Consider the following 24,370-nt stretch of genomic DNA (forward strand, 5'->3'; position numbering starts at 1 on the left):
ATTAAATACGCTTTTCACCGACGCTGGCGCTCTGGTGCGCCGCAAAGCCAGAGCGTTATGATCTTAAGGAGGGACTCTTGTGTCGATCAAATTAGTTCATAGACAGATAGATAAATTTCTCGGCAACACGACTCCTGAAGTTCTCGCAATTCGAGGGAAATGGGGCGTAGGAAAAACGTTTACGTGGAATCAATTTTTGGTTGACGCTGCACATCGCAATGCAGTTGGCTTGGAACGCTATTCCTATGTTTCTCTCTTCGGTATCAATTCCCTCGATAGCCTGAAATTTGCAATGTTTGAACAAGTTGTCGATATTGAGGCAATTGATCACAAGCCGAGCATTGAAACTTTTAGGAAAAGTACAGAAACCTTAGGAAAGTCCCTTGGAAGAAAGTCAATTAGGGTTATCCAAGGGCTGCCATATGTTAAAAACGTTTCTCTTGCTCTCGAAGCTGTTTCATTTCTCTCCTTGAAAAACACGATTATTTGCATTGATGATCTAGAGCGAAAGGGGGATGATCTAAAAATACGTGATGTTTTGGGTTTAGTTTCTTTGCTAAAAGAACAAAGAGACTGCAAGGTCGTTCTTATACTCAACGAAGATTCCTTCGAAAAAAATGAGAGTGAACAGTTAGATCGATATCGCGAAAAGGTGATTGACTTTGATGTTCTGTTCTCTCCTACCTCAGATGAATGTAGCGAGATAGCTCTTAATGAAGATTTTGAATATTTGGATATTTTAAAGAAAAATGTATTAAGTTTAGGTGTAAGCAACATAAGAATAATTAGGAAAATGCTGTACCTTTCCAGATCTGTAGCTCCTCTTCTCAAAGATTACGAGGCCGAAGTTACCCATCAAGCCATACATAGCCTCGTGCTGTTCGCGCTCTGCCACTTTCAAAGAGACGATAGTTCGATTCCGTCTATAGACTATGTCCGGCATATCGGATATTCACTCTGGGGCCTTGGAAAAGATGAAGAAAGTGACAAAGAGAAGAAGTGGAATTCTTTGTTACGTTCTTATGATTTTCAAAACTGTGATGAGTTTGATTTAGAGATAGCTGATGCAGTGGTTAGGGGGTTTTATGATGAGTCTAAGCTTATTTCTGAAGCTGAGAGTCTCAATCAAAAAATAGTCGCAGACAAAGTAGAGGGCTCGTTCAAGCAAGCTTGGGAAAAATACCATAATACGTTTGATGATAATGAAGAAGAGCTAGTTAACGCTTTGTATGAGGGTTTCAAGAAAAGCTCAAAATACATAAGTCCCCTTAACCTAAATGGCACAGTAGGACTTCTTCGTGATTTGGGGCATGGTGATAAGGCTGATGAACTAATTGAACTTTATGTTGCAGAGAGGGAAGGGAATCCAAAATCTCTTAATCTTGAGATGTACCCATTTTCAGACGATATTCAGGATAAAATAATAATTCAAAGATTTGACGAGATTGCAAGTAAAGCCGTTGATAATCGCTCTTTAGAAGACGTTGTCAGCAGCTTAGTTGGCGCGAACGGATGGAATCGATCTGATATTGAAGTTCTATCACGGGCATCTGTGGACGATTTCTACACACTTTTCAAAGGCACTAAAGGCCCGCAGCTAGGTCGTTATGTTGAGGTTTGTTTGCAATTTTTCCGCATCGGCAATATCGGTGATAAAGAAAGACAAGTTTCAGAGAACGCTCGAAACGCTTTAATAAAAATTGGAAAAGAGAGCACGCTGAACCGGAGGCGAGTTTCAAAGTTTGGGGTTAAAGTGGATGACTGATCATAACCAATGCAGGCACAGCGACGCCCATTACATTGCGCCTTTGGCTCCATTCCATGGGCGCGCGTGCTGCAAGCGTTACATGGTGAATCCAGGCTTATGACTGCGGTGAAACTGAGGGATCTTCAACACCAAGATAAAGCGGCTGTAGTAGCCATGCTTCGTGATCCTAAGGTAATGAGGTTTCTTGGGCCCCGCCGCGCTCTGGCTGAAAATGAGGCGGGTTCATGGTTCGAAAGAGCGCTCGCTCATCCGGCCCGGTTCGCTGTCGCAGAGGCAGATACTGATGAATTCATAGGGTTCTGCGGGGTTAAACAAATAGATGGCGTTCTAGATTTTGGATACTTCATCAGGTCAGAGTTTTGGGGTAGCGGCATAGCTGTCCGGGCGTGTGAGTTGGCAGTTGAAAAGCTGGCCTCGGATATTGATTTAGAGACCGTCCAGGTTTTCATTGCGGATGAAAATGCTGCCAGCAAAAGGGTAGCTGAAAAATTGGGTTGGCAGGCCACACATAGCGGATCTAAGGATGGAGAGCATGGCCGATACTATCGAATCACCATGTAACAAGGCGGTCAACCGGACGCCAAAAGCGTACCGCTTTTGGTTCCCTCCGCTGCGCTCCGGCGCCGGTTACCATCAGCGTTAGGTGTCAGGGTATGCGGAAGCTCGTACCTACAGTACTAAAAGATCACTTACTTCCGTTCGATTGGGATGTGGCTGCTGTGTGGGCCCTTTACGCGCCGACGGAAGATGACCCAATTACTAGATATACCTATTTGCTCCAGTTGCCACTATGGTCCTCCGTGCCAGGACAGGGAATGCTATTTGACGTAAGCCCTATGGGCGTACTGAGCCGGCCTGAACGATTTCCTCACCAAATGAGCCGTATCAACGAAGCAGATGTTTCATTTCCAATAGATATGCTGATCTGGGGCGGTCGGAGATGGATTCTCGATGGAGTACACCGAATCGCAAAGGCATACAGCCAGGGAGCCAAGACCATCGCAGTACGAACACATCCCGAGGAGGCTGTAGCCTCAATTCGGACACCTAACCATGCGCTGCAGCGGAACGCTGACGCGTCCGCTGAGCTATAGCGTTAGCCCCAAAGGAACGGAATCGAAGAATGATTGCGCGGATTTCCACTCACTTTGCGTGCACAGAGAGTGAACTATGGCAACAGATTACCAAGCCAGAGTCTCTCCAATACGTGGCGTGGCCTATACTTACCTTCTCGCCTATCGAGCCTGGAGCGTTTGACAGCGAATGGGAGTTAGGTCGGGATTATCCGTTAAAGCTTTATTTCCTAAAATTCATCCCTTTAGGGCGGCACACGATCCAACTCGTAAAGATTGATACAGAGGAAAACATCATCTGGAGCCGTGAGAGGGGGCTGCTAGCACCAGTTTGGAATCACAAAATCTCTTTTCAGGAGACAAAACCGGGTTTGGTTAGCTATAGCGACGAAGTAGAAATTCGGGCGGGATTCTTAACCCTGCTTATCTGGGTGTTCGCACATGGATTTTATCGCTATCGGCAGCAACGATGGAAAAGGTTGCTGAAGAATAGTAGTAACTGACGACTAATGGCTAACAAGTCGCTCAAGTTCGTTCCGCGCTTCGCGCTCCACCGGACGCGGCAAAGCCGCGCCGCTTAGCTCAGACGTTATGAGTTAAGGTTAGCATGAAGAGTTACTTGTTTAAGTGGGCTATCGCTGGGCTAGCAATCCCGGCGACATTGATAATGGCTAATCATCTAATGTCGCTTCCAGATGAGCTGATAATGGCGCTTTGGCCAAGCGCAATAGTCCTGATGGCATTGGATACGAATCAGCCAGCTAGCACATTGAATGTAATGTATGTTTGGTCGGTGAGCCTATCTTTAAGCGTTGCAATGTATGTAGCTGTCGGACTGGTGCTGACGTTGGCAGCCAAGACCATAAGGAAAGCACGTGGATAAAACTCATAACCAAGCCATTAAGTACGCGCACGTTGTGCGCCGGACCTCGTTTCACTCGGCCGCTTATGGCGGGCGTTAGGCAGAAATTTTGAGTTAACGGAATAATAATGAAACTAATTGAAATTCGAGTACGTAATTTTCGATCAATTGAAGCTGAACAACACTTTCCAGTCCCCGGTAGGATGACTCTGGTTGGGCCTAATAATTCTGGGAAGACCAATCTTTTAAGGGCAATTCAGGTTTTATTTACAGGTCAAGCAAACTCATATGGGTATACGCGTGAGAACGATCTCACATTTGGTGTAGGTAAAGCCCGAACAAGTATTACTGCGACATTTGACGGCGACCCTGAAACGGAAAAAGAAATCTACGATAGCGTCGATGAGCTCCATGAGTTACAGGGAACTACGAGAACCAGCAGCCATCTCAATCTGACACTTTACTTCACCGATACGGACACCCCGGTATACAGCTTCTTCCCTAACATCAAACGACCTAAGCCAGGCGCACAGGCAGCGCAATACTCCCGAACTCACATAGCCCTTCTTAACCGTATAATAGGGATGTTTAGTCTTCATTATGTACCCTCTGCCAAGAGTATTGATCAAATTTACCTCGAACTCCTGACGCCTTTTCTCCGCCGTAAGGTGTCAAAGGTAATCGAGCCGCACCTTTCAGAAATCAATCAAAGCCTAGATGAAGCCGCGGACGCGCTAAATACCGAGCTGAAAAGTGCCAAGCTTTCGGAATACGAAGCTAGCTTCTCTCTGCCGGGCCAATCTATCGAAGCTTTGGTTTCTGGCTTTGACTTTATGATCTCTGATCCCCAAAAGACACCAATACATGAAAAAGGAATGGGGATTCAGTCTACAGCGCTTCTAGCAGCCTTTCGATGGATAACTAAACAAGAAAAATCAGAGGGTAGAGAGGTTTTATGGTTACTCGAAGAGCCAGAATCGTATTTGCATCCAGATCTTGCCGGTAATTGCAATTCGATTCTAGAGAACTTAGCCAAAGATGCAACTGTTATCAAAACCACCCACTCAATGGCGTTCGTACCTCAAGATCCGAATTATGTAAGTGGTACTCGCCTTAACTCAAAGAATCGAACGGAAGTTGAAAGTTATAAAACATTCTCCGAGGCCGTATCTGCTATCAGATGCGCGCTCGGAATAAAGTTTGGTGATTTTTACAACTTGGCTCTCTTTAATATATTTGTGGAAGGGCCTACAGACCGCGAGATATTTGGGTGGGTGCTCGATAATCTGCCAGATGAGACTTACCCTCTTCCATTTGTTCGGCAATCAAAGTTTGAAGACTTCGGCGGCGTCAAACACTTATCGGGTTTCCTCAGGGCAACATATCAGTTCATTCGGCAAGAGTATGCGTGTGTGGCTGTATTCGATGGCGACGACGCGGGAGAAAAAGAGAGAAGAGATCTTCAGGCCTATTTTGGGCAAAGATCAATTCCGTTCGAAGCCAATAAGAATTTTGTCTCAGTGCGCTCACGGTTTGCTATTGAAGGGCTCTTTCCTGACGACTGGATTACAAATATCTATGAAGAGCACGCCTCGTGGTTCGATTCATTCGCAGTTGACGCAGGTGGTGAACTTGAGCCATTTAAGGTAAAGGATAGTAAGAAATCACAAATGCAGGCCAAGCTAATATCTTTCGCAGAGGCCGACAATAGTCTCGATTGGGCTAGTCGCTTCATTAATGTTTTCCAAGTGATAGATTCTGCATTAAGTTCGCTCCATAAAAATCTGGCAAAACAATAATGAGAATCCTTCAAAGCCTAACAATTGCAGGCACTGTGACGGCTTTTTCGTTGCGCCTTCGCCTCCACTACAAAGCCGCACGTGCTGCAGGCGTTAGGCGTCTCTAAGAGGAGACCGTAAAAATGAATCCAAGCATCATTCGACACGGGTTTATCCTGATCTTGATTGCTTTGGTGACCGGCTTATTGCTTCCTGCTATGCAAATTCCGAGACTTGGACTGTCCGCACATACAATCGGCATTCTGAGTGGAGTGCTACTCATCGGGATCGGCGCCATCTGGAGTGCATTCAGCCTATCGGCCCGGCAGTTTCTCGTTATGTACTGGGGCTGGGTGTATTCCAGTTATGCCAATTGGCTAGGCTGCCTAATTGGTGCTTTTACCGGCGCAGGGCAAATGACGCCATTGGCATCATCGGGCGCGAAAGCCGACTCTTGGGCAGAGGCGACTGTTGCCGTGTTGCTCATTAGCGTTGCAATTACCTCGCTAGTCGCTGTGGCGTTGTCCATCTGGGGATTACGGAGGCACAGTGCAAACGACGCCTAACCATTCATTCCAGTTCGTTCCGGCCCTGATGGGCCTCCACCGGACGCCCTTTTCTCCGCTTCGCGGTGCAAAGGTCGCCGCTGAATATTGGCGTTAGTTTTCTAGAGTAGGTTTAAGAAATGCCAGAGATATCAGCTAGAACATGGACCCGTTTTTTGGTGACGAATTTTAATGTCTCGGCGGATGTTATGGGCTTAGCGCATGAATTTGATTTTCATGGGTACAACGTCTCGATTAGGCTTCCTCAGAAGGATCAAGCTGACAGAGACGAAAGATATGACAACGTTGCAGCCACCTCAACTCGGAGGGCCGATACCGGTGAGCCTATCAATTACGAAGTTCTAAAAGTTGATGTTGAGATCGATGTTAAGAATCGGCTAAGCGTCCCATCCGAAGCTTTGGAAAAGCCACCGAAACAATTTCAATTTTTTTCCGAAGAACAGACCAAAGCTGTTGATGATATTTGTGAACAGTATTCTGAAGTTGCCGATAGGGCATTCCAATACTGGTTAGGTGTACTCCGTTGGGCAACTGACTACTCGTTGATTGGTCAACCTGAAATTAGCGGGCCGGATTCGGGTTGGTCGACATATATTTTAGAGTCTTCGAGCAGCCACAGAGTTTGGGCTGGCACTACGGTAATCAGAATTCAATTGCATAAAGAAGTAACGAAAGAGCATTGGGAAAAAGCTTCAGAGAGATTGGTTATCGGCGAAGACATTCCCATGCATCTGCGGTTTCTGCAAGATGCTGAAACATCGACGAAAAACGAGCAATATGAAAAGGCTATCCTCGAACTGGCGATGGCATGTGAAATATACCTTAGGTACTCCGTCTTTGAGTTTATTCCTGAAAGTACCCACTCTGAGCTAAAAACTTATATAGAAGAAGCCAATATTAATCGCTTTGTGAGCAAATTTTTTAAGGGCTTGGTTCCTGCGGATAGGTTGTCGGAGTACAAAAAATTAACAAGCGAAATCTCTTCGCTAATGAGTAGAAGGAATTCGTACGTTCACATGGGAAAAATGGATGATGCTAATAAAGAAACCTGTGATCGTTTTATTAGATCTACCAGGCTGTTATTTAGCATTAAATTGTCTTCCCCTGAATCCGAAAACTAACCACGCCAGTCACGGCTTCCCCTCCACTACAGAGGCGCGCATGCTGCAAGCGTTAGGTAAGAATACACATGGATGATATTCAGGCGTTGGCTTCGGCCATATCGTCAGAGACCCTGAGTCGCTCTTGGCCGTACTTCCTTTCTATTGGCCTGCTCACCTTGGTCTCGGGCGCAGTTGGTGCTTTCCTCAGCTCTTATTTTGGTAGGAGAGGCGAGCACAAAGCGATTGCAGCGGACTTTAATTTAATCAAACAGCAGTTGAAAGACACTACAGAGATCACGGAGTCGATTCGGGGTAAGTTGGATCATACTCTCAATAGGCGACATGCCATTGAAACCCTTCGCCGTGAAAAACTTGAATGTTACGTAGCTAAGGCAATCGAAGCATCGGAAAATTTATCAAGGGAAATGAATGAGAAGCTTTTCAACTCGAAGGTTGATTACGACAAATCCGCATTCTCGACCGCTACCATGCTTCAAAAGCTCTACTTTCCTGAGTTTGATCAGGTACATGCACAATTCCAAATTGCCCATGCGGAATTCCAAAAATGGTTGGTAGAGGGCATGAAGTACCTTGTAGATCAGAGGTCGCAGGGAGTTCCGTTACCAATTCCCAACGCTGCTCACCTAGACCGATACTCTGAGTATTACCAGGAAGTTTTGAGAGCGTTAACAGCTTTGGAAGAAGCGGCACGTGACCTTGGAAGGCAGCTCATTCAAGATGATCCTGCACCGTTTACCTAACCAAAGCAGGCAAGGGACGCTCCTGACGTCGCGCCCCTGCTGCAAGCGTTATGAGTATTGATATGGAATACAGTGTTCATTTTTCACTGACTATTCATAGTCTTGATGGTTCGAAAGCGGCATCGTTCGGTAAGCGAATGACGCTGCCGTTTGTGCCATTTATAGGTCTGCGATTGGCGGAGAGAGAGGGAGCCACTGATCCCGTGGTATCTGTGGTTTGGTCAGCATTAGATCAGGAGTTCCGCTGTCATATCGACTCCTCAGAAGTTGAAATAGCCGACGGCTACGATTTGGACATGGCCTTTCTGATCGACCAAGCAAAAGCCAATGGCTGGGAAGGAGCTGGTCGTATTTATGACACCAACTCATAACAAGGCCATTAAGGTCGTTCCGGGCCGATGGCCCTCCACCGGACGCCCTTGACAGGGCGCCGCTTATGGCTGGCGCTATAACGCTTTGACACCTGATACGTTACAGGGTACACTCAAGAAATGATTCGAAGCTTCAAACACAAGGGCTTGGCAAAATTTTTCAAATCCGGCAGCACAGCAGGGATTCAGGCCGCTCACGAAAAGAGGCTTCGGCTCATTCTCGGTAGATTGAATGCAGCGGCGAATGCCAAAGACATGGACTTACCCGGTCTTCGCTTGCACGAACTCTCTGGCAGCCGGGCCGGAATCTGGTCGGTGACCGTCAGCGGTAACTGGCGAGTGACTTTCCGGTTCGAAGAGGGAGATGCCGAGATTGTGAACTACGAGGATTATCACTGAGGTACCGCCAATGTTAATGCACAACCCTCCGCACCCGGGCGAAGTACTGCGAGAGCTTTGTCTTGAGCCCCTTGGCCTCTCTGTCACGGCGGCGGCAGAGGCATTGGGCGTTAGCCGAAAAACGCTGAGTGCCGTATTGAATGGCAAGGCCGGTATCAGTCCGGAAATGGCAATCCGGCTTTCTATCGCTTTCAATACTTCGGCAGAAAGCTGGCTGAATCAGCAGTCCCAATATGAACTCTGGCACGCTGAACAGCATCGCAAAGAGCTCAACGTGAAGAAGCTTGTTGCAGCTTGAAGCAGCACATAACCAGGCCATGCGCCGGATGCCAAAACCTCCGCTTTGCTGCGGTTTCGCCACAGGTGATGGTGGGCGTTATGTGGTGAATTCCAAGCACACCAAGGAGATAGGTCTACATGGGTGAAGGAAAGGACCCCACCGTAAAGGAGTTTTTCGAAGATTTTGGCGCGGCATTTTCGAGCTTTGACGGTGATCGTGTGGCCACCAAGTTCAGCCTTCCTTATATGGCTAAAGGGCCTGGCGATGTTTGCAATGTTTTCAACTCACGGTCTCAGTTGGCAGAGTATTTCCAGTCGTACGTGCACGTGAAGCTGTCCGCCGCATATCTAGCAAAAATGGTGGTGCGCGCGGCGTTATTGTGAATCTCTCCTCGGCTGCGTCCCGGCTTGGCTCTCCAAATGAGTATGTGGACTATGCTGCGTCGAAAGGTGCCATCGACACCTTTACCCCCGGTCTGGCAAAAGAGGTCGCCTCCGAAGGAATCCGGGTCAACGCCGTGCGCCCGGGGGTTATCTATACGGATATTCATGCCAGCGGCGGTGAGCCGGACCGGGTGGATCCGGTGAAAGGGTCAGTACCCATGCAACATGGTGGCAGCGCTGAAGAAGTGGCCAGAGCTATCCTTTGGTTGCTTTCGGAAGATGCCTCTTACTCAACTGGCGCTCTGCTTGACGTCGCGGGTGGGAGATGAAAATGCCTAACAATCGCAGGCACGGCGACGCTCTTTCCATTGCGCCTTCGGCTCCCTTCCAAAGCCGCGCATGCTGCGAGCGTTAGCAAGATGCCAATAGGCACACACTCTGCTAGACTCGTCCCATGAAGCAAATTAACTGGAATGCTGAAAAGAACCAGCAGCTGATGAGCGAGCGCGGAGTTTCCTTCGAAGATGTCCTTTTTGCTCTTCAGTCTGGTGGTTTACTTGATGATGGACCTCACCCCAACAGGGACAAGTATCCGAATCAACGCCTGCTTGTAGTTCGGATTGACGATTACGCCTGGCTGGTGCCGTACGTCGAGAATGATAGCGAAATCGTTCTCAAGACCGTCATTCCCAGTCGCAAGGCCACCAAGAAATTTCTAGGGGGGTAGCATGGCCAAGACCAAATTAGATCCCGAAGAGCAAGAGCTGCTGGAGGCATACGAATCCGGGGAGTTCGAGTCAGATCTGGATGCCGATCGTCGGGAGTACCTGACGAGGGCAGCGGAAGACACGTTCAAGAAAGACAAGCGGATCAATATACGTATCTCCAGTCGCGACCTCGAGGCACTTCAACGTCGGGCGCTGGAAGAGGGACTTCCTTACCAGACCCTGGTTTCCAGTGTCCTGCACAAGTATGTCTCCGGCAGCCTCAAGGACATCTCTGCTAACAAGTCAGGCCAGCGGAAGCGCTAACGCGAGCCGCTGCCTTCTGCGTTAACCCCTCCACCCGCCATCTTGCAAAAGTCCGTCAATGACGTATATTGGTCGTCATGTTCACCATCATCGAAACTCCTACATTCGAAGCAGATGCCAGAAAGATCTGGACTGAGGAGGAACGGAATGCGCTCTTTGCCTGGTTGGCAGCCAATCCGGAAATTGGCGATCCCATTCCAGGTAGCGGTGGATGTAGAAAGGTTCGCTGGTCGGTGGCGGGTTCAGGGAAGCGTGGTGGAGCGGAGTTATCTACTTCACCAGATTGGCAAATGGTGAGATCTGGTTGTTGGTGATCTACAAGAGGGCCGTCAAGGAGAACATACCCGCGCATATCCTGAAGTCGATCGTGAGGTATTGGAAAATGAGTAATGAGACTCTGAGTGCTGAGGAGCTTGGCAACAAGCTGCTTCAGTCTGTTAAAGAGATGAAAGCTGGCAACGCTGCGCGCGTCAGTCGTGTGGAGCCAAACGAGGTCGCAGAAGCGCGTGGCAGAACTGGCCTCACGCAGCGAGAGTTTGCCGAGGTACTCCATATTTCTCCACGTACGTTGCAGGAATGGGAGCAGGGGCGGCGTAAACCTTCCGGCCCGGCAAAGGCGCTCATCGAGATTGCGTTTCGCCATCCGGAGGTTATTCGGGAAGACCTCGAACTCAGGGGGTAACAAGGTGGTCAACGGGACGCCAACTACGCTGCGCTCCGTTGGCGCGCATGCTGGCAGCGTTAAATCAGTAGTGATATCGAACCTGTGCGATAAGTAAGGCGTCATCCGTGACCTTATACACCATACGGTGTTCCTCATTGATTCGGCGAGACCAGTAACCAGCGAGGCTGTGCTTGAGCGGCTCCGGTTTACCAACGCCTTTGAACGGTTCTTGCTTGCTCTCTTTGATCAGCTTGTTGATCCGGTTAAGGATCTTTTTGTCGGTTTTTTGCCAGTACAGATAGTCTTCCCAGGCGTTCTCGGAGAAGATGAGTTTCATTCAAGAAGTTCCTTTTCTTGACCACCGTCTTGCTCCAGTTCGGCGACGGATTCCATCAAACGCCGGGCGTTTTTTGGTGCGCGCAGAAGGTATGCAGTTTCTTGCAGCGCTTCGTAGTCCTCAAGGGAGATCATTACCACGGACTGCGACTTGCTCCGGGTGATGATCACAGGGGAATGGTCCTCACAGACCTGCTCCATGGTTTTTGCCAGATTGGTTCTGGCGGCTGTGTAGCTGATGGCATCCATAAGGCTGCTCCTGTACAGGATGTTGGTCATGATCAGGATACCGTACGCCAAAGGATTTAACAATCGGCTGCACAGCGACCGATTTTCCGCCGCTTCGCGGCTCCAAACCGGCGCGTGAGCCAAGCGTTATGTTTCCGAGTTACCCATGATAAAGGACACCTAAGAAAAAGCCTGTCCGGTACCTGTCCCCATTCCCTCCTTGCCCCACCCATTCTCCGGCCTGCCTGTGTCCGAAGAGAGTATCTAAGCTATCATCATTACCGAAGACAACGTTCCGGCAGGCTCGGTCTTGCAGCAACACCAGCGTTTCCATATGGCTAAAGGACAGCTGAATGAGCGACAGGGAAACCGATCGGGATATCTCCTCCGAAAAAAAAGCCAAGGAGGCCGCAGACGATCAAGCGTCCCGGGCCAAGGCTCAGGATCGGGAATCCCGGGAGCAGACACCGACGTCCAGCGAAAAGTCACTGACCCGCAAGGAACGTAATACCGTCGCCGACCATGGCGGTCTGACTTCACTGACTCTGTACTCCATTATCCATCGCGAAGGCGAAGCGGAACTGCGACGCCCGGCAATGTCTCTCTGGTGGTCTGGTGTGGCAGCGGGGATCGGGATTTCCACCTCGATCCTCGCCGAGGCTGTTATCCGCTCCAATCTGGAGCCAGATCCCTACCGGACGTTGATTGAGAGCCTGGGTTACTCGTTCGGGTTTGTCCTCGTGATCCTGTGCCGGCTGCAACTGTTCACCGAGAACACCATCACCGTCGTGCTGCCGTTGCTGGCCAAGCCGACGCGCAACGGATTCTCTTGCACGGCGCGCCTATGGGGGATTGTGCTTGCAGCGAATCTGAGTGGCACGTTTGTCACTGCCCTCATCGGCGTTCATGGGGGTATTCTTCCCGGGGACACACTCGCGGCTATCCTGGATATGTCGCATCACCTGGCCTCGCTGACCCCAGCCGAGGCGCTTTTGCGGGGGATTCCATCAGGGTTTTTCATAGCCGCTCTGGTGTGGATACTGCCTTCGGCGAAGGGATCCGAAGTGCTGGTTATTGTCATGTTCACCTGGCTGATCGCGGCGGGTGGCTTTACCCATGTGATTGCCGGGTCAAACGAAATTTTCACTCTGGTGCTCACTGGTGAAATGAATATCTTTACCGCCTTTATCGATCATATTTCACCGGTACTCATCGGCAATATTATCGGCGGCACCGGTTTGTTCGCGATGCTGGCCTATGGCCAGGTTCATGAGGAAATGTGAGTGGCGCAGTCTCGATCTCGATGCCATGCATAACGGGAGCAGTCGCCTAAGACCATTGGACAGTGTTCAGGACGAACATCATGCTGACTGACAGATTCAAGCCGACTGAGCAGCCCATAAACGTGCTGGTCATTCTGGGACATCCCCGCACGGACAGCTTTTGCGCGGCCCTGGCTGAGGCCTTCTGCCGGGGCTCGCGCGCGGCGGGGGTGCAACTGCGCAGGCTGGACCTGGCAGGACTGGATTTCGATTCACACCTGCACATGCCCTCCCCCAACGATCAGCCCCTTGAAGACGACCTCTGCAGGGCCCGGGAGCTCTTTCTCTGGGCGGATCACCTGGTAATCGTTTACCCCACCTGGTGGGGAGGAGCCCCCGCCCTGCTCAAGGGCTTTCTGGACCGGCTGATGGCGCCAGGCTTTGCCTTCAGGACCTGCGAAGGGGGCATCGGCTATGAAGGGCTGTTGCAAGGCCGTTCCGCCCAGCTGATCACCACCATGGATACGCCCCCGCTTGTGCATCGGCTGCTGTACCGGCAACCCGGCAAAAATGCTCTGGCCCGCGCAACCCTGGGCTTCTGTGGCATACGCCCGGTGCGTTCGCTGGTGTTTGGCTCCGTCAAGAACGCCAGCGCGAACCAACGCGAGGCCTGGCTCGGGCGCGCCGAACAACAGGGCCGCAAGCTGGAGCAGGGGCGAATAACACCGATGGAACGGCTGCAACACAAAACCGGCGCCTGGTTGCGGAGCCTGCGACTGCAGTTCTATCCCATGTCGTGGGTGGCCTATACCATCGGCGCTCTTGCGGCCTCCCCCGGCAGCTCAGTGCTCGGGACGTCGGTGTTCTGGGTCGGCTACCTCTGCCTTTTCCTGCTGGAGGTGGCAACGGTGCTGGTCAATGAGCTGGTCGATCTGCCCTCGGATCAGCGCAACTCCTACTACAACGCCTTCACCGGCGGATCGCGCGTGTTGGTTGACGGTTCGCTGAGCCAGCGGGAGGTAAAGACCGGGATTGGTGTTGCGCTGTTGGGGTTGTTGGCCAGCATAATCTGGCTGCTGGCGCTATCCACGGCGGCTCCGGTCGCCATGATCGTGGTGCTTGGCGCCCTGACCGTGCTGGCCATCGGCTATACCGCACCGCCACTGAAGCTCAGCTATCGTGGCCTGGGGGAGTTGGATGTGGCGGTTACCCACAGTATCGGCGTGCTGCTGTGCGGCTATGTGTTTCTGGGCGGGGCCTGGAGCGATCCCACGCCATGGCTCCTGAGCGTGCCGATGTTGTTGGGGATATTGCCCTCCATTACCCTGTCAGGCATACCGGATCTGGAGGCGGATGCCCTGGCGTCCAAGCGCACTCTGGCGGTACGCTTTGGATTCAGGAATGCGCTGGGTATCGCGATCTTCTTCGTCCTGCTCTCCTGTGCAGCTGCACTGGCATGGCAGGCCTGGGGACTGGCAGGTGGCGCCTACAGTGGCATTGGCTGGCTGGTGGTCCCCCATGCCGCTATGCTGACGTGGTTGTTGTACCAGCATTTCCGCACTGACCGGGCGCCGGGGCGTATTGATGGGCTGATGGTCGCCTCACTTGGCTACACGGTGTGGTTCGGGCTGGTTCCACTACTGCGACTGCTATAACTGAAGCCGGACAGGCACTTCCCAAAGAAGAGGGAATGGCCGGCCGAATCATGGCTGTTTCCGTCTCGCCACGACTTTAAAACAACAAAAAAGGCAGCCGAAGCTGCCTTTCTGGTCATGCGGTCTGCTATTTAGATAGCGACAACATTTTCCGCCTGCGGGCCTTTCTGGCCCTGGGTAACGCTGAACTCAACCTGCTGGCCTTCTGCCAGGGTTTTGAAGCCGCTGCTCTGGATGGCGCTGAAGTGAACGAAGACGTCCGGGCCGCTTTCACGCGTGATGAAACCAAAGCCTTTTGCTTCGTTGAAAAACTTAACAGTACCGGTGGTGTTAGACATATAAAGATATCCTGAGATCAATCATTTTGGTTGCCGCCAGTGCATCGGAATGATGGCCGGTCAGCGGTGTGCGGAAAAAATTTGAAGACTCGAAAACAGGACGGGCACTACCAGTAATAACCAGAGAAGCGTCGTATTCTTGAAGTTCGTAACAGATCTTTTCTACCCGCACACAGTACCCCATATCCCCCTGGTTACCTAATGTTTTTTCGGTAGGTACATACCGGGGGATTACCCAGCCTCTCAAAACGCGACCGGAGGTAAGCAATCGGATGGCTCGCCGGCATGCCATGTGGCATATCCCCTGCCAGTTGGTATATTGAAGCCTGCGGCGATGCAATGAACCCGGCGGAAGTACCGAAGCCGTCCGTTACCCGGACCCGGCAAACCGGCGTATGCACCCGCCCGATTCCAACGACAACAACAAGGAGCACCGATGAAAGCCCTGCGGACCCCTGACAGCCGTTTCCAGAACCTGGCCGGTTTCGACTACCAGCCCCATTACCTGAACGTGGACGATTTCGAAGGTGGCGAACTGCGGATGCACTACCTGGACGAGGGTCCGCAGGACGGGCCGATTGTCCTGCTGATGCATGGCGAGCCCTCCTGGTGCTACCTGTACCGTAAGATGATCCCCATCATCACCGCCGCCGGCTACCGTGCGATCGCACCGGACCTGATCGGCTTCGGCCGGTCCGATAAACCAGCGGATCGTAAGGACTATACCTACGCACGTCACATGGGCTGGATGCAGTCCTTCCTGGATCAGCTCGATCTGCAGGACATCCATCTTGTGTGCCAGGACTGGGGTGGACTGCTGGGCCTTCGCCTGGTGGGAGAGAACCCGGACCGCTTTGCCTCCGTGGTTGCCGCCAACACCTTCCTGCCGACCGGCGACAAAGACCCGGGGGCCGCCTTCAAGAAATGGCAGCGCTTCTCCCAGGAAACCCCGGAGTTCCACATTGCCGGCGTGATCAAGGGCGGTACCGTGACCCCGCTGCCGCAGGAAGTCATGGACGCCTACAACGCCCCATTTCCGGATGAGAGTTTCAAGGAAGGTGCCCGTCAGTTCCCCATCCTGGTTCCGACCACCCCCGATGACCCCGCCGCCGAGGCCAACCGGCAGGCCTGGAAGGTACTCGGCCAATGGCAGAAGCCCTTCCTGACGGCATTCAGTGACTCCGACCCCGTGACCCGGGGTGCGGACAGGTTCCTACAGAAGGCCATACCCGGAGCCCAGGGACAGGATCACGTCACGATCGAGCAAGGTGGTCACTTCCTGCAGGAAGACCAGGGGGAAACCCTGGCGGAGGTTGTGGTTCGGTTTCTGGATAAGTCCCGGTGAGCAGGTTTCGGCATGATCGGCTGGAAAGGGTTTTCAGACCAGCCGATCCAGGCGCAGGCGCTCGCGGGTGTCGAACAGGCGGCGGCTTCCCACCGAAACGGCCATCAGGGCTCCGAAACCAGTGCCCACGGTGATGGTGAACATCACCAGAATCTGATATTTCACGGCAACAGCCGGGGGACTTCCGGCAAGGATCTGGCCGGTCATCATACCCGGGAGGCTGACGATACCCGCCGCCGCCATGGCGTTGATGGAGGGGATCATCCCGCCCCGCATGGCGTCACGACGAATATCGCCCACCGCCTCCCGCCAGGTCTGCCCCATCATCAGGCGGTTCTCGATCACCGCACGCTGGCGCCAGACGGATTCGGTAAGACGGTCCAGACTCAGGGCGACGCCGGTCATGGTGTTGCCCAGCATCATACCCAGCAGGGGAATTGCATACTGGGGTGAGTACCAGGGCTGAGGACCGATGACGACAGTAAGGGTCAGTATCGTCACCGTGAAGGACGAAAGGAACATGGCGCCGGTCCCGATCCCGAAGGCCCAGCCCCCGGATAGCCGCCGTTCCTGCCGCGCCATGACTTCCCGCCCCGCCACCAGCAGCATCACGAAAGCCATCAGAACAATCCAGACCAGGTCCGCGGCGGCAAACAGCGCCTCAAGGATCAGGCCTATAAGAAACAGCTGAACCGCTGTGCGGGTGCCGGCAATGAGCAGACTTCTGGTAATGCCCAGTCGCGACAGGTGGCTGCATAGTGCGAGCAGCAGCAGGAGCACCGCTGCGAGGGCCAGCTTCCACCAGGCAAGGTCTATCACTTCCATCAGCGCGCCTCCAGGACGTGGCCGTTCAGATAGAAGGCCCGGTCTGCCAGACGACGGATCTGCCCGGCGTCGTGGGCGACCCAGATGACCGGCATGTTGCGTTCACGGATCTCAGAACCCAGCCATCGCTCAACGGTTTCGGTTGTTTCCGGGTCCAGGTTGGCGGTAGGTTCATCAAGCAGCAGGGCCTGAGGGGCAGCCGCCAGAGCGCGAAGAAGGGCCAGTCGCTGTTTTTCACCGGAGGACAGGCGGCTCACGGACCAGGCCATGACCTGGCGATCAAATCCCAGCTCCGACAATCCGGAAACCTCCGCCTTATCGGGGAAATGATCCCCTACCCGCTCCGACCACCACTGGCTTTCTGATGGCACGAGCATGACCCGGCGGCGCCATTCATGGGCGGCTATTTGCGACTGTTCGATATCGCCCAGAAATACCCGCCCGCCGTGGTCCTCAAGGTCGGCAACCGCCCTGAGCAGTCGGCTTTTGCCACTTCCGGAAATGCCGGACAGGCAGACCACTTCCGCTGAAGCGATGGTAAGGGATACCTGCTCCAGTTCACCGATGGTGACGTTCTCCAGGCGAAGTGTATGGTCGGGACGCAACGGCAGGGCTTCCTCAGGGTCTGGTCCGATTGGGTATTGGATGCCATGATGCACACGAATCGCCCTAAAGCCAATTCGTGCATCGATCGGGGTAAATCGCCGGTCACGTCCGTTCATGGGCACGATGTTCACTGGGCTTGGGCCGGTTTTGGTGCCAAGCTTACACTTGGGTTCAAGGGCTGGAGAATTCTATGGCTGGTGGCTGGTCACGGGATGGTGCCGTTCAGGATCAGATTGATGCGAGCGTTGATGAGGGCGTTCAACGGGCGCGGAGCCAGTTGGCTAGGGGCGAGAGTGCCCGCTATTGCGAAGAGTGTGGTTCCGCTATCCCGGAAGAGCGCCGCAAGGCGATTCCCGGGGTTCAGTTTTGCGTTGCGTGTCAATCCGCTCTCGAGAAGAAGCAGACCTCTTCAAGCGGAATCAACCGCCGTGGCAGCAAGGACAGCCAACTCCGCTAGCCGGAGCTAACGTTTGTCCTGCCTTGATACCCGCAGCCAGGAGTCGTTCCCGACACTGAAAACCTGGCCTGATCGATTTTATCCATAAATGGAGTCTGTACATGCAGCCAAAAGATATCGTGGCGCAATTCATTGCTGATATCCATGCCCAGCGATTTGACGAGGCAAAGGCCCTGCTGGTTGCTGAGGGGTTTGAATATGTGGGGCCGAACATGCGCTTCCTCAGCCCCGATGACATGATGTCCTATCAATTCGGAATGGCTGCCATTCAGAAAGACCTGATACTTCGTCAGCTCAGTGCCGAAGGGGAGCATGTCTTCGCGGTCCTGGATTACCGGACCAACTTCGAACCAATCGGGGATGTGCGGCTTGCGGTCTGGTTTCGGGTCCGGAACGACAAAATACAGACAGTCGAAGCCTTCTACAATGCGGCAGTGGTCGAAAACATGCTGGGAGGCAATCTGCCTTCAGCCCACTGAGACAACAGAAAACCGGGACGCATATTCGTTTAAGGCTTCCTCCTTTCCCGGGTGGGCCGCTGGCCATCCGGGAGGGAAAATAATGCAATATTGCAATTCGTCATTTGTAATACCCCATAAATCAGGCTAACTCCTATCATAGGGCTAATGACCAAGGGGGACCTAATGTCTGATCGGAACCGTTACTCTTCAGTTTCCACCATTAACCACTGGGTGACCGCACTTCTTGTGGTTGTCATGCTTGCGCTCGGCTTCGCAGCGGCAGCAGCGCCGTCAGAAACCGTTGAGAACTATGTGCTTGGGGTTCATATTTCCCTGGGCTTTTTTGTCCTGATATTTATCATCTGGCGAGTGTTATTCAGGATATATGAAGGGTTTCCCCGAAATGTGGGAAAAACTGCCTTAGAGCGCTGGGCCGCTTATGCGGCTCACAGGCTGATACTGATTCTGCTTACTATTCAGGTAATTACGGGACCGATGTATCTGTTTACCGAAAACGAATGCATGAATGTATTTGGCTGGTTTTCTCTCTGTCTTCCGCTGGAAAGCCTGTCAATGATTCACGAGCCCATGGAGTGGCTTCATTTGAATATCGGGCTATATGTTCTTCCAGTCCTGTTGGTACTGCATTTTATTGGCGCAATTCGCCACTATGCCACCAACTCGCCTCAGGAAACGCCAGCGGATATGTGATGTTTAGCCCGGGTCAGCTCCGAGAAGAAGCCGTGCGTGCAGCAGGGCTTCAGAGAGCCCCGAGGACCGATGTTCATCACTCGTAGCGGACCAGGCCCAGGTCGATGTTATCTCCGACAACAGCCCGGATCGCCGCCAACCCGTTCTCCCCGAAAGCGGCGCTCAGCTCAATGGCGTGAACGCCCTGATCCCGCAGGTCACTGGCGAGCTGCTTTGCAGAAACCAGATTATCCACGGTCGCCAGGCTCAGGGTGAAGCCCTCCCCTGACTGGGTACTGACTGCATTGCTGCCCACGGTCGGAACCAGTATGAGAAACGCGAGATGCTTGTGCTCTGCCATGGTTATGGATACTCCATCCGATGGTGAGTGAGTGCTTCCACCGAAGCGTCCGATTTGACCTCGCCCCCGACGGCTTCAACCAGCAAAGTCTGCCAGCCCGACGGGCGCCGGTAACCGGTTCACTAACGGTAGCGGATTTTCAGCCAGGTCACGCCCGCAAAGGCGCCGGCGTTAAGCAAAAAGACAACCAGGGCCTGGTAGCCCTGCACGGGTGCGTACTCCTGATTGGGAATGAGCGGCGCCAACAGCTGCAGGATGATCAGGAAGACGATGGCGCAGAGGCCGGCGAGCAGCGAAAAGCCAACTCTTCCCGGCATTCCGGGAACCCGGCTCTGCCATCGGTACCAGACCAGGTAGAACGCGGCCAGGATCGTGGCCAGTAAATTGCCGACAAGGCCATGGGCTGTGCCCGAAAACAGGTGGATGATGAGTATGACCACCGAGAGGCCGCCAAACACAAGCAGGTAGGCGATAATATCCTGTAGTACATTGTTTCTTGTCATGTCAGCCTCTATACCCCGATATCTTCATTCCAGAGTTCGGGATTGTCGCGGATAAAGCGCTTCATCATATCGATGCAAGCGGGGTCGTTCAGAACCTTCAGCTCAACGCCGCGGCTTTCGAGCAGATGTTCCTCGCCCTGAAAGGTCCGGTTTTCGCCGATGATCACGCGGGGAATGCCGTACAGGAGAATCGCGCCGCTGCACATGGCGCAGGGTGACAGGGTGGTGTAGAGAGTTGACCGCCCATAAACCTCGGCGGGCTGCCGTCCAGCGTTCTCCAGGGCGTCCATTTCACCGTGGCGGATGGCACTGCCGGACTGGACTCGCTGATTCCGCCCGGAACCCAGCACCAGGCCATCACACACAAGAACCGAGCCGATGGGGATGCCACCTTCCGACGCGCCCTTCTCGGCCTCCGCCATTGCCAGCTCCATGAATCGGTCCATGCTGTCTCCTTAGCGAGTGTGGTACTTCGAAGATAGCACAGTCGCGGGTCACCTTCCGCACGGGCCTGCGGGGTGATGGGGAATTACGGTATGGCCGTCGGCCGCTGTGGCTGTTACTGTCCCGCGAGGAGGGCATATCATGAGTTTTGCGAGCATTCACGAACGGGCTGTGGCGCGCAAAGGCGGTATCGCCGAGCTGAACGCTCTGCTGCCCCGACTGGCCAAACCTGATGAACTGATGGACCTGGGCGACGACCGCTATCTGGCTGAGATCACCCGGTGCGTGTTCCGGGCAGGATTCGTCTGGCGGGTGATAGATAATAAATGGCCAGGGTTCGAGGCGGCGTTTGACGGTTTTGTGCCTCTGTACTGGCAGCAGGTACCGCCGGAGGTGTTGGAAAACCTGGCGGGGGATGAGCGCATCGTCCGTAACCTGCAGAAGATCCGCACCGTGCCGGAGAACGCCCGCATGATCGTCCAGGCAGCGGAAGAATATGGCAGTTTTGGCATCATGCTGACCCAGTGGCCCTCGGAAGACCAGGCCGGGCTACTGCTTTGGCTTAAGCGCCACGGTGCCCGGCTGGGGGGCAACACCGCCCAGTACTTCCTGCGGATGGTGGGTTGGGACGGCTTTATTCTTTCTCAGGATGTGATCGCCGTGCTCCGCCTGGAAGGGCTGATGGATGCGACACCAGGCACCAAAAAGGCCCTGCTACAGGCCCAGGCGGCCTTTAACCAGTGGCACCGGGAAACGGGCCTGCCTTATAGCCACCTTTCAAGGATCGCGTCTTGCAGCATTGAGCGCTAACATTAGTAAAGCTACCCGGTTCCCCAAAGCGCCACGCCAGTTCGGCATGACCCGACAACCCCCGACATTCCGCAGTGTTGCACTGGAGGCACTCATTGAAATACTGGCTGTTTCTTGGCATTGCCATTATTGCTGAAGTGATCGGCACCTCGGCCCTCAAGGGCAGTGAGGGTTTTACCCGTCTGTGGCCATCGGTGGTCGTGGTGGTCGGCTATTCAGTGGCCTTCTATTTTCTGGCCCTGACCCTGAAAGTCATTCCCGTCGGTGTCGCCTATGCCATCTGGGCGGGGCTCGGGGTGGTGCTGATTACGGTGGTGGGCTGGCTGGCCTTTGGCCAGAAGATGGATGCAGCCGCCATTGTCGGGATGGCCCTGATCGTGGCTGGCGTTGCCGTGATCAACCTTCTTTCCAGCGCTGGCGGCCACTGAGCCACGGCGCTCGTGCCATCAGTTCTCAGCCGCTTCCTCGTTCAGTAGTTGCGGCTTCTTGAGAGCCTTCTGGAACAGATCCTTGTTCTCCGCGATGGCCAGCGCACACCGGTCCGCCGTTTCTTCATCCAGGCCTTCCACCTTGCGGGTGAGGAACTCCCGGATCTCCTCGGAGAGTTCCAGTATCCGGTCGCGGGCGTCCGCATCGGCCTTGTTGGTGAACAACAGGGTTTCGGGGTGCTTCAGTGCCATGTCCAGCCCATCCTTATCGGAGAAGTAGACTGCTTGTACCGCCATGGGAGTGCCTCGCAGTTTTCGTGAATGATTAATACTGTATTAATTTACAGTATTAATCTGAAGCCTACAATGTGTGTCGATATCCGCTGCGGGTTCACGGCATTCCCGAACTGATCCATGACCCGGAGCTGAACAAGGCACTCTCGTCCCAGTCCCAGCAGTCCCTGCTTGTTACCCGGGTGGCGGTGACCAGCAGCTATTTCCATTGCGGCAAGGCGCTGATCCGCAGCGGCGCCTGGTCACAGGACGCCCAACAAGCGCCCATCAAGGTCTCTTTCGGTGCGGAGATCGCCAACAATCAGGGCCTGTCCGGGGATATCATTGCCGACATCGACGCCGGCGTTGCCCAGCGGTACCGGACTGACATCTGATCAGGCCGGCGTTTCCACGGAGGTCAGTCCGAGCATGAGCAGACACATGCGCTCGGTTTCCTCCGCCCAGCGGACCATGCGCTCCTCCTCCAGTCCCACCTGCAGGGCGTAGCGTCGTCCGCCCCAGACCGCGAGGTGTAGCGCTTCCACGGTTTCCGGCGTCGCCGGTCTTGGCAGGTCGGTACAGGCCGCCAGTACCCGGCGCCACATGGCCAGTAATTCCCCGTAAGCCCGCTGCTGGTATTTCCGGTCCGCCACCAGGGGTTCAAGCCGCATCATGTCCGGATGGAACCAGGAGGGCTGGTCCCGGTCCAGGCCCCCCAGCAGCCGGATCAGCCGGTGAAGCCGGACCCTGGAGTCGAGGGATTCCGGCGCCACCACTCTCTGTTCCACCTTTTCCAGCAAGCGCTCGATGCAGTGTCGGACATAGCCGGAATGAAGCGCTTCCTTACTGGGAAAGTAGTCGTAAAGGGTGCCTACCGCGATGCCTGTCTCCAGGGCCACCTTGCGGGTGGTGAGCCCTTCCCATCCATCCCGCTGCCAAATCCGAACATAGGCATCGTAAATGGCCTGAACCGTGAAGCGGGCCCGGGCCTGCCTGGGCCGTTTGAGCGGTCTCGCCCGGGGCGTGAGGTGAGTCGATGAGCGGCGCATGGTAATCCGAACCCGTTGTGGCCAGCGTGAGCATAAAATCGTCTAACGACAGTAACCGCTCACTATAACGGATTAAGGATGAAAATCATGACCGACATCCAGAGGCTTCTCACCAATCGCAGGGACCTGGGCCACACTCACATCACACCACAGGCCGACCAGCCCCTGGAGCAGGGTCAGATCCTGCTGAGGATCCGGCGCCTGGCCGTCACCACCAACAACATTACCTATGCCGCCTTTGGCGATACCCCTCACCTGCGCTACTGGGACTTCTACCCCACCGGCGAAGCCGCCTGGGGTCAGATGCCTGCGTGGGGCTTTGCCGATGTGATGTTCTCCGATGTGGAGGGCGTTGAGGAAGGTGAACGCTTCTACGGTTTCTGGCCCGTGGCCACCCACGTGGTAATGGAGCCGGTCCGGGTGACGGAGCGGGGATTCTACGACGGAACCCCCCACCGCCAGGAGCTGACCTCGGCCTACAACCAGTACCAACGAATCACCACCGATGCGGCCTACCGGGCTGAGGACGAAAACTACCAGATGCTGCTGCGGCCCCTTTTCATAACCTCGTTCATGCTGGCGGATTTCCTGGAAGACAATCGTTTCTTTGGTGCCCGGCGGATTCTGGTATCCAGCGCCTCCAGCAAGACCGCCTATGGCACGGTTTTCTGCCTGCAGAAACGTGATGACCTGGAAGTGGTCGGGCTTACCTCGGCGGGCAACCGGGCTTTTGTGGAAGGTCTTGGTGCCTATGACGCCGTGGAGGGGTATGACAGCGTGGAAGAACTGGATCCGTCGGTTCCCACTCTCTATGTGGACTTTTCAGGTAATGCGGGTCTTCGGTCACGCATACACCACCACTTGAAGGAGACTCTGGTTCACGATTGTTATGCCGGCTCCGCCCACAGTCATGATCATATCAGCACCCAGGGGGAAGAGCTGCCCGGTCCGGAGCCCAGGACCTATTTCGCACCGAACCAGATTCGCAAGCGCAACACTGACTGGGGCCCCGCAGAAGTCACCCGCCGGTTCAATGAGGCCCAGCTGGCATTCATCAAGCACGTAAAAGGGCCGGATAATCCCTGGATCGAGATAACTGAACATCGTGGGCTACCGGGGGCGCAGATGCTGATCCGCAACCTGGTGGATGGCAAGGTGGAGCCACGGGAAGGCCACGTGGTGATTCCGGGCTGACCGTCGCCCAAGGAACCAGAGGTCCGGCATCACGGGTTACACTCAGAAACGGTTTTTTGGCTGGTT

General features: G+C 53.9%; 33 protein-coding genes and 1 pseudogene. 24 read left to right on the top strand and 10 right to left on the bottom strand.

Annotated elements, in window-relative coordinates:
• Nucleotides 1-79: 79 nt before the first annotated feature.
• The 14 genes and pseudogenes from BM346_RS10030 (at nt 80) to BM346_RS10105 (ending at nt 11,057) form a co-directional block, all read left to right on the top strand.
• Nucleotides 80-1,765, top strand: a complete 1,686-nt coding sequence (locus BM346_RS10030) for a P-loop NTPase family protein (protein WP_092011649.1) — start codon at nt 80-82, stop codon at nt 1,763-1,765.
• A gap of 99 nt (nt 1,766-1,864) precedes the next feature.
• Nucleotides 1,865-2,329, top strand: coding sequence for a GNAT family N-acetyltransferase (locus BM346_RS10035; protein ID WP_092011653.1), 465 nt, complete (start codon nt 1,865-1,867; stop codon nt 2,327-2,329).
• A 1,502-nt stretch (nt 2,330-3,831) separates the two neighbouring features.
• The gene (locus BM346_RS10050; RefSeq protein ID WP_092011663.1) at nt 3,832-5,502 is read left to right on the top strand and encodes an AAA family ATPase; all 1,671 of its coding nucleotides are present in this window, start codon (nt 3,832-3,834) and stop codon (nt 5,500-5,502) included.
• A gap of 122 nt (nt 5,503-5,624) precedes the next feature.
• Nucleotides 5,625-6,047, top strand: a complete 423-nt coding sequence (locus tag BM346_RS10055; RefSeq protein WP_092011666.1) for a hypothetical protein — start codon at nt 5,625-5,627, stop codon at nt 6,045-6,047.
• A gap of 119 nt (nt 6,048-6,166) precedes the next feature.
• Nucleotides 6,167-7,168, top strand: a complete 1,002-nt coding sequence (locus BM346_RS10060; protein ID WP_139229932.1) for a hypothetical protein — start codon at nt 6,167-6,169, stop codon at nt 7,166-7,168.
• 68 nt (nt 7,169-7,236) lie between these two features.
• Nucleotides 7,237-7,911, top strand: coding sequence for a hypothetical protein (locus tag BM346_RS10065; RefSeq protein ID WP_092011672.1), 675 nt, complete (start codon nt 7,237-7,239; stop codon nt 7,909-7,911).
• 62 nt (nt 7,912-7,973) lie between these two features.
• A complete protein-coding gene (locus BM346_RS10070) occupies nt 7,974-8,282 on the top strand; it encodes a hypothetical protein (protein ID WP_175510255.1) in 309 nt (102 codons plus the stop codon).
• Nucleotides 8,283-8,402: 120 nt separating this feature from the next.
• A complete protein-coding gene (locus BM346_RS10075; protein ID WP_092011677.1) occupies nt 8,403-8,681 on the top strand; it encodes a type II toxin-antitoxin system RelE/ParE family toxin in 279 nt (92 codons plus the stop codon).
• A 10-nt stretch (nt 8,682-8,691) separates the two neighbouring features.
• Entirely contained in the window at nt 8,692-8,979 is a 288-nt protein-coding gene (locus tag BM346_RS10080) for a HigA family addiction module antitoxin (RefSeq protein ID WP_092011680.1), read from the top strand.
• 119 nt (nt 8,980-9,098) lie between these two features.
• Nucleotides 9,099-9,344, top strand: a complete 246-nt coding sequence (locus tag BM346_RS18095; protein WP_167812575.1) for a hypothetical protein — start codon at nt 9,099-9,101, stop codon at nt 9,342-9,344.
• Nucleotides 9,284-9,673, top strand: a pseudogene (locus BM346_RS10085) (SDR family oxidoreductase); the annotation flags it as partial. The gene BM346_RS18095 and the pseudogene BM346_RS10085, both read left to right, overlap by 61 nt.
• 125 nt (nt 9,674-9,798) lie before the next feature.
• A complete protein-coding gene (locus tag BM346_RS10090) occupies nt 9,799-10,071 on the top strand; it encodes a BrnT family toxin (protein WP_092011684.1) in 273 nt (90 codons plus the stop codon).
• Between the two features lies 1 nt (nt 10,072).
• A complete protein-coding gene (locus tag BM346_RS10095) occupies nt 10,073-10,375 on the top strand; it encodes a CopG family antitoxin (RefSeq protein ID WP_092011687.1) in 303 nt (100 codons plus the stop codon).
• A gap of 310 nt (nt 10,376-10,685) precedes the next feature.
• Nucleotides 10,686-11,057 (top strand): helix-turn-helix domain-containing protein, encoded by a 372-nt coding sequence (locus BM346_RS10105; protein WP_320083300.1) that lies wholly within the window; start codon nt 10,686-10,688, stop codon nt 11,055-11,057.
• A gap of 64 nt (nt 11,058-11,121) precedes the next feature.
• Here BM346_RS10105 and BM346_RS10110 read toward each other — a convergent pair whose 3' ends face one another.
• Nucleotides 11,122-11,376, bottom strand: coding sequence for a Txe/YoeB family addiction module toxin (locus BM346_RS10110; RefSeq protein WP_092011693.1), 255 nt, complete (start codon nt 11,374-11,376; stop codon nt 11,122-11,124).
• Nucleotides 11,373-11,624: a type II toxin-antitoxin system Phd/YefM family antitoxin gene (locus BM346_RS10115; protein ID WP_092011696.1), complete on the bottom strand. Its 252-nt coding sequence runs from the start codon at nt 11,622-11,624 to the stop codon at nt 11,373-11,375. Before BM346_RS10115 ends, BM346_RS10110 begins: the two co-directional genes overlap by 4 nt.
• A gap of 332 nt (nt 11,625-11,956) precedes the next feature.
• On the opposite strand from BM346_RS10115, the gene BM346_RS10120 reads away from it, so the two are divergent.
• Nucleotides 11,957-12,886, top strand: a complete 930-nt coding sequence (locus BM346_RS10120; RefSeq protein ID WP_092011699.1) for a formate/nitrite transporter family protein — start codon at nt 11,957-11,959, stop codon at nt 12,884-12,886.
• Between the two features lie 80 nt (nt 12,887-12,966).
• Nucleotides 12,967-14,520: an NAD(P)H-dependent oxidoreductase gene (locus tag BM346_RS18390; protein WP_206675669.1), complete on the top strand. Its 1,554-nt coding sequence runs from the start codon at nt 12,967-12,969 to the stop codon at nt 14,518-14,520.
• A 131-nt stretch (nt 14,521-14,651) separates the two neighbouring features.
• Here BM346_RS18390 and BM346_RS10130 read toward each other — a convergent pair whose 3' ends face one another.
• Nucleotides 14,652-14,858 (bottom strand): cold-shock protein, encoded by a 207-nt coding sequence (locus BM346_RS10130; protein WP_092011702.1) that lies wholly within the window; start codon nt 14,856-14,858, stop codon nt 14,652-14,654.
• Nucleotides 14,859-15,294: 436 nt separating this feature from the next.
• On the opposite strand from BM346_RS10130, the gene BM346_RS10135 reads away from it, so the two are divergent.
• A complete protein-coding gene (locus tag BM346_RS10135) occupies nt 15,295-16,203 on the top strand; it encodes a haloalkane dehalogenase (RefSeq protein ID WP_092011705.1) in 909 nt (302 codons plus the stop codon).
• A 33-nt stretch (nt 16,204-16,236) separates the two neighbouring features.
• Here the strand turns inward: BM346_RS10135 and BM346_RS10140 are convergent, their stop codons facing one another.
• Both BM346_RS10140 and BM346_RS10145 read right to left on the bottom strand, forming a co-directional pair.
• Nucleotides 16,237-17,028: an ABC transporter permease gene (locus BM346_RS10140; RefSeq protein WP_092011708.1), complete on the bottom strand. Its 792-nt coding sequence runs from the start codon at nt 17,026-17,028 to the stop codon at nt 16,237-16,239.
• Entirely contained in the window at nt 17,028-17,750 is a 723-nt protein-coding gene (locus tag BM346_RS10145; RefSeq protein WP_092013582.1) for an ABC transporter ATP-binding protein, read from the bottom strand. Before BM346_RS10145 ends, BM346_RS10140 begins: the two co-directional genes overlap by 1 nt.
• 74 nt (nt 17,751-17,824) lie before the next feature.
• Between BM346_RS10145 and BM346_RS10150 the strand changes: the two genes are divergently transcribed.
• The 3 genes from BM346_RS10150 (at nt 17,825) to BM346_RS10160 (ending at nt 19,263) form a co-directional block, all read left to right on the top strand.
• The gene (locus BM346_RS10150; RefSeq protein ID WP_092011711.1) at nt 17,825-18,091 is read left to right on the top strand and encodes a DksA/TraR family C4-type zinc finger protein; all 267 of its coding nucleotides are present in this window, start codon (nt 17,825-17,827) and stop codon (nt 18,089-18,091) included.
• 101 nt (nt 18,092-18,192) lie between these two features.
• The gene (locus BM346_RS10155) at nt 18,193-18,570 is read left to right on the top strand and encodes a nuclear transport factor 2 family protein (protein WP_092011714.1); all 378 of its coding nucleotides are present in this window, start codon (nt 18,193-18,195) and stop codon (nt 18,568-18,570) included.
• Between the two features lie 165 nt (nt 18,571-18,735).
• A complete protein-coding gene (locus BM346_RS10160) occupies nt 18,736-19,263 on the top strand; it encodes a cytochrome b (RefSeq protein ID WP_167812603.1) in 528 nt (175 codons plus the stop codon).
• Between the two features lie 76 nt (nt 19,264-19,339).
• On the opposite strand, the gene BM346_RS10165 is transcribed toward BM346_RS10160, so the two are convergent.
• The 3 genes from BM346_RS10165 to BM346_RS10175 form a co-directional block, all read right to left on the bottom strand.
• Nucleotides 19,340-19,603, bottom strand: a complete 264-nt coding sequence (locus BM346_RS10165) for a DUF6506 family protein (RefSeq protein ID WP_092011720.1) — start codon at nt 19,601-19,603, stop codon at nt 19,340-19,342.
• 122 nt (nt 19,604-19,725) lie between these two features.
• The gene (locus BM346_RS10170; RefSeq protein WP_092011723.1) at nt 19,726-20,106 is read right to left on the bottom strand and encodes a hypothetical protein; all 381 of its coding nucleotides are present in this window, start codon (nt 20,104-20,106) and stop codon (nt 19,726-19,728) included.
• A gap of 8 nt (nt 20,107-20,114) precedes the next feature.
• Nucleotides 20,115-20,552, bottom strand: coding sequence for a nucleoside deaminase (locus BM346_RS10175; protein ID WP_092011726.1), 438 nt, complete (start codon nt 20,550-20,552; stop codon nt 20,115-20,117).
• A gap of 139 nt (nt 20,553-20,691) precedes the next feature.
• On the opposite strand from BM346_RS10175, the gene BM346_RS10180 reads away from it, so the two are divergent.
• Nucleotides 20,692-21,360 (top strand): DNA-3-methyladenine glycosylase I, encoded by a 669-nt coding sequence (locus tag BM346_RS10180; protein ID WP_092011729.1) that lies wholly within the window; start codon nt 20,692-20,694, stop codon nt 21,358-21,360.
• Between the two features lie 95 nt (nt 21,361-21,455).
• The gene (locus tag BM346_RS10185) at nt 21,456-21,788 is read left to right on the top strand and encodes an SMR family transporter (protein ID WP_092011732.1); all 333 of its coding nucleotides are present in this window, start codon (nt 21,456-21,458) and stop codon (nt 21,786-21,788) included.
• 18 nt (nt 21,789-21,806) lie between these two features.
• Here BM346_RS10185 and BM346_RS10190 read toward each other — a convergent pair whose 3' ends face one another.
• Complete coding sequence (locus BM346_RS10190) at nt 21,807-22,085, bottom strand: YebG family protein (protein WP_092011735.1); 279 nt, start codon at nt 22,083-22,085, stop codon at nt 21,807-21,809.
• A 71-nt stretch (nt 22,086-22,156) separates the two neighbouring features.
• Here BM346_RS10190 and BM346_RS10195 point away from each other — a divergent pair, with 71 nt between their 5' ends.
• Nucleotides 22,157-22,456: a PNPOx family protein gene (locus BM346_RS10195; RefSeq protein WP_092011738.1), complete on the top strand. Its 300-nt coding sequence runs from the start codon at nt 22,157-22,159 to the stop codon at nt 22,454-22,456.
• Here BM346_RS10195 and BM346_RS10200 read toward each other — a convergent pair whose 3' ends face one another.
• The gene (locus BM346_RS10200) at nt 22,457-23,110 is read right to left on the bottom strand and encodes a TetR/AcrR family transcriptional regulator (protein ID WP_092011741.1); all 654 of its coding nucleotides are present in this window, start codon (nt 23,108-23,110) and stop codon (nt 22,457-22,459) included.
• Nucleotides 23,111-23,197: 87 nt separating this feature from the next.
• On the opposite strand from BM346_RS10200, the gene BM346_RS10205 reads away from it, so the two are divergent.
• Complete coding sequence (locus BM346_RS10205; protein ID WP_092013584.1) at nt 23,198-24,304, top strand: DUF2855 family protein; 1,107 nt, start codon at nt 23,198-23,200, stop codon at nt 24,302-24,304.
• The last annotated feature ends 66 nt before the right edge of the window (nt 24,305-24,370 follow it).

Origin of the sequence: Marinobacter daqiaonensis, assembly GCF_900115285.1 — a bacterium.
In the GTDB taxonomy this organism is placed as follows: Bacteria; Pseudomonadota; Gammaproteobacteria; order Pseudomonadales; family Oleiphilaceae; genus Marinobacter; species Marinobacter daqiaonensis.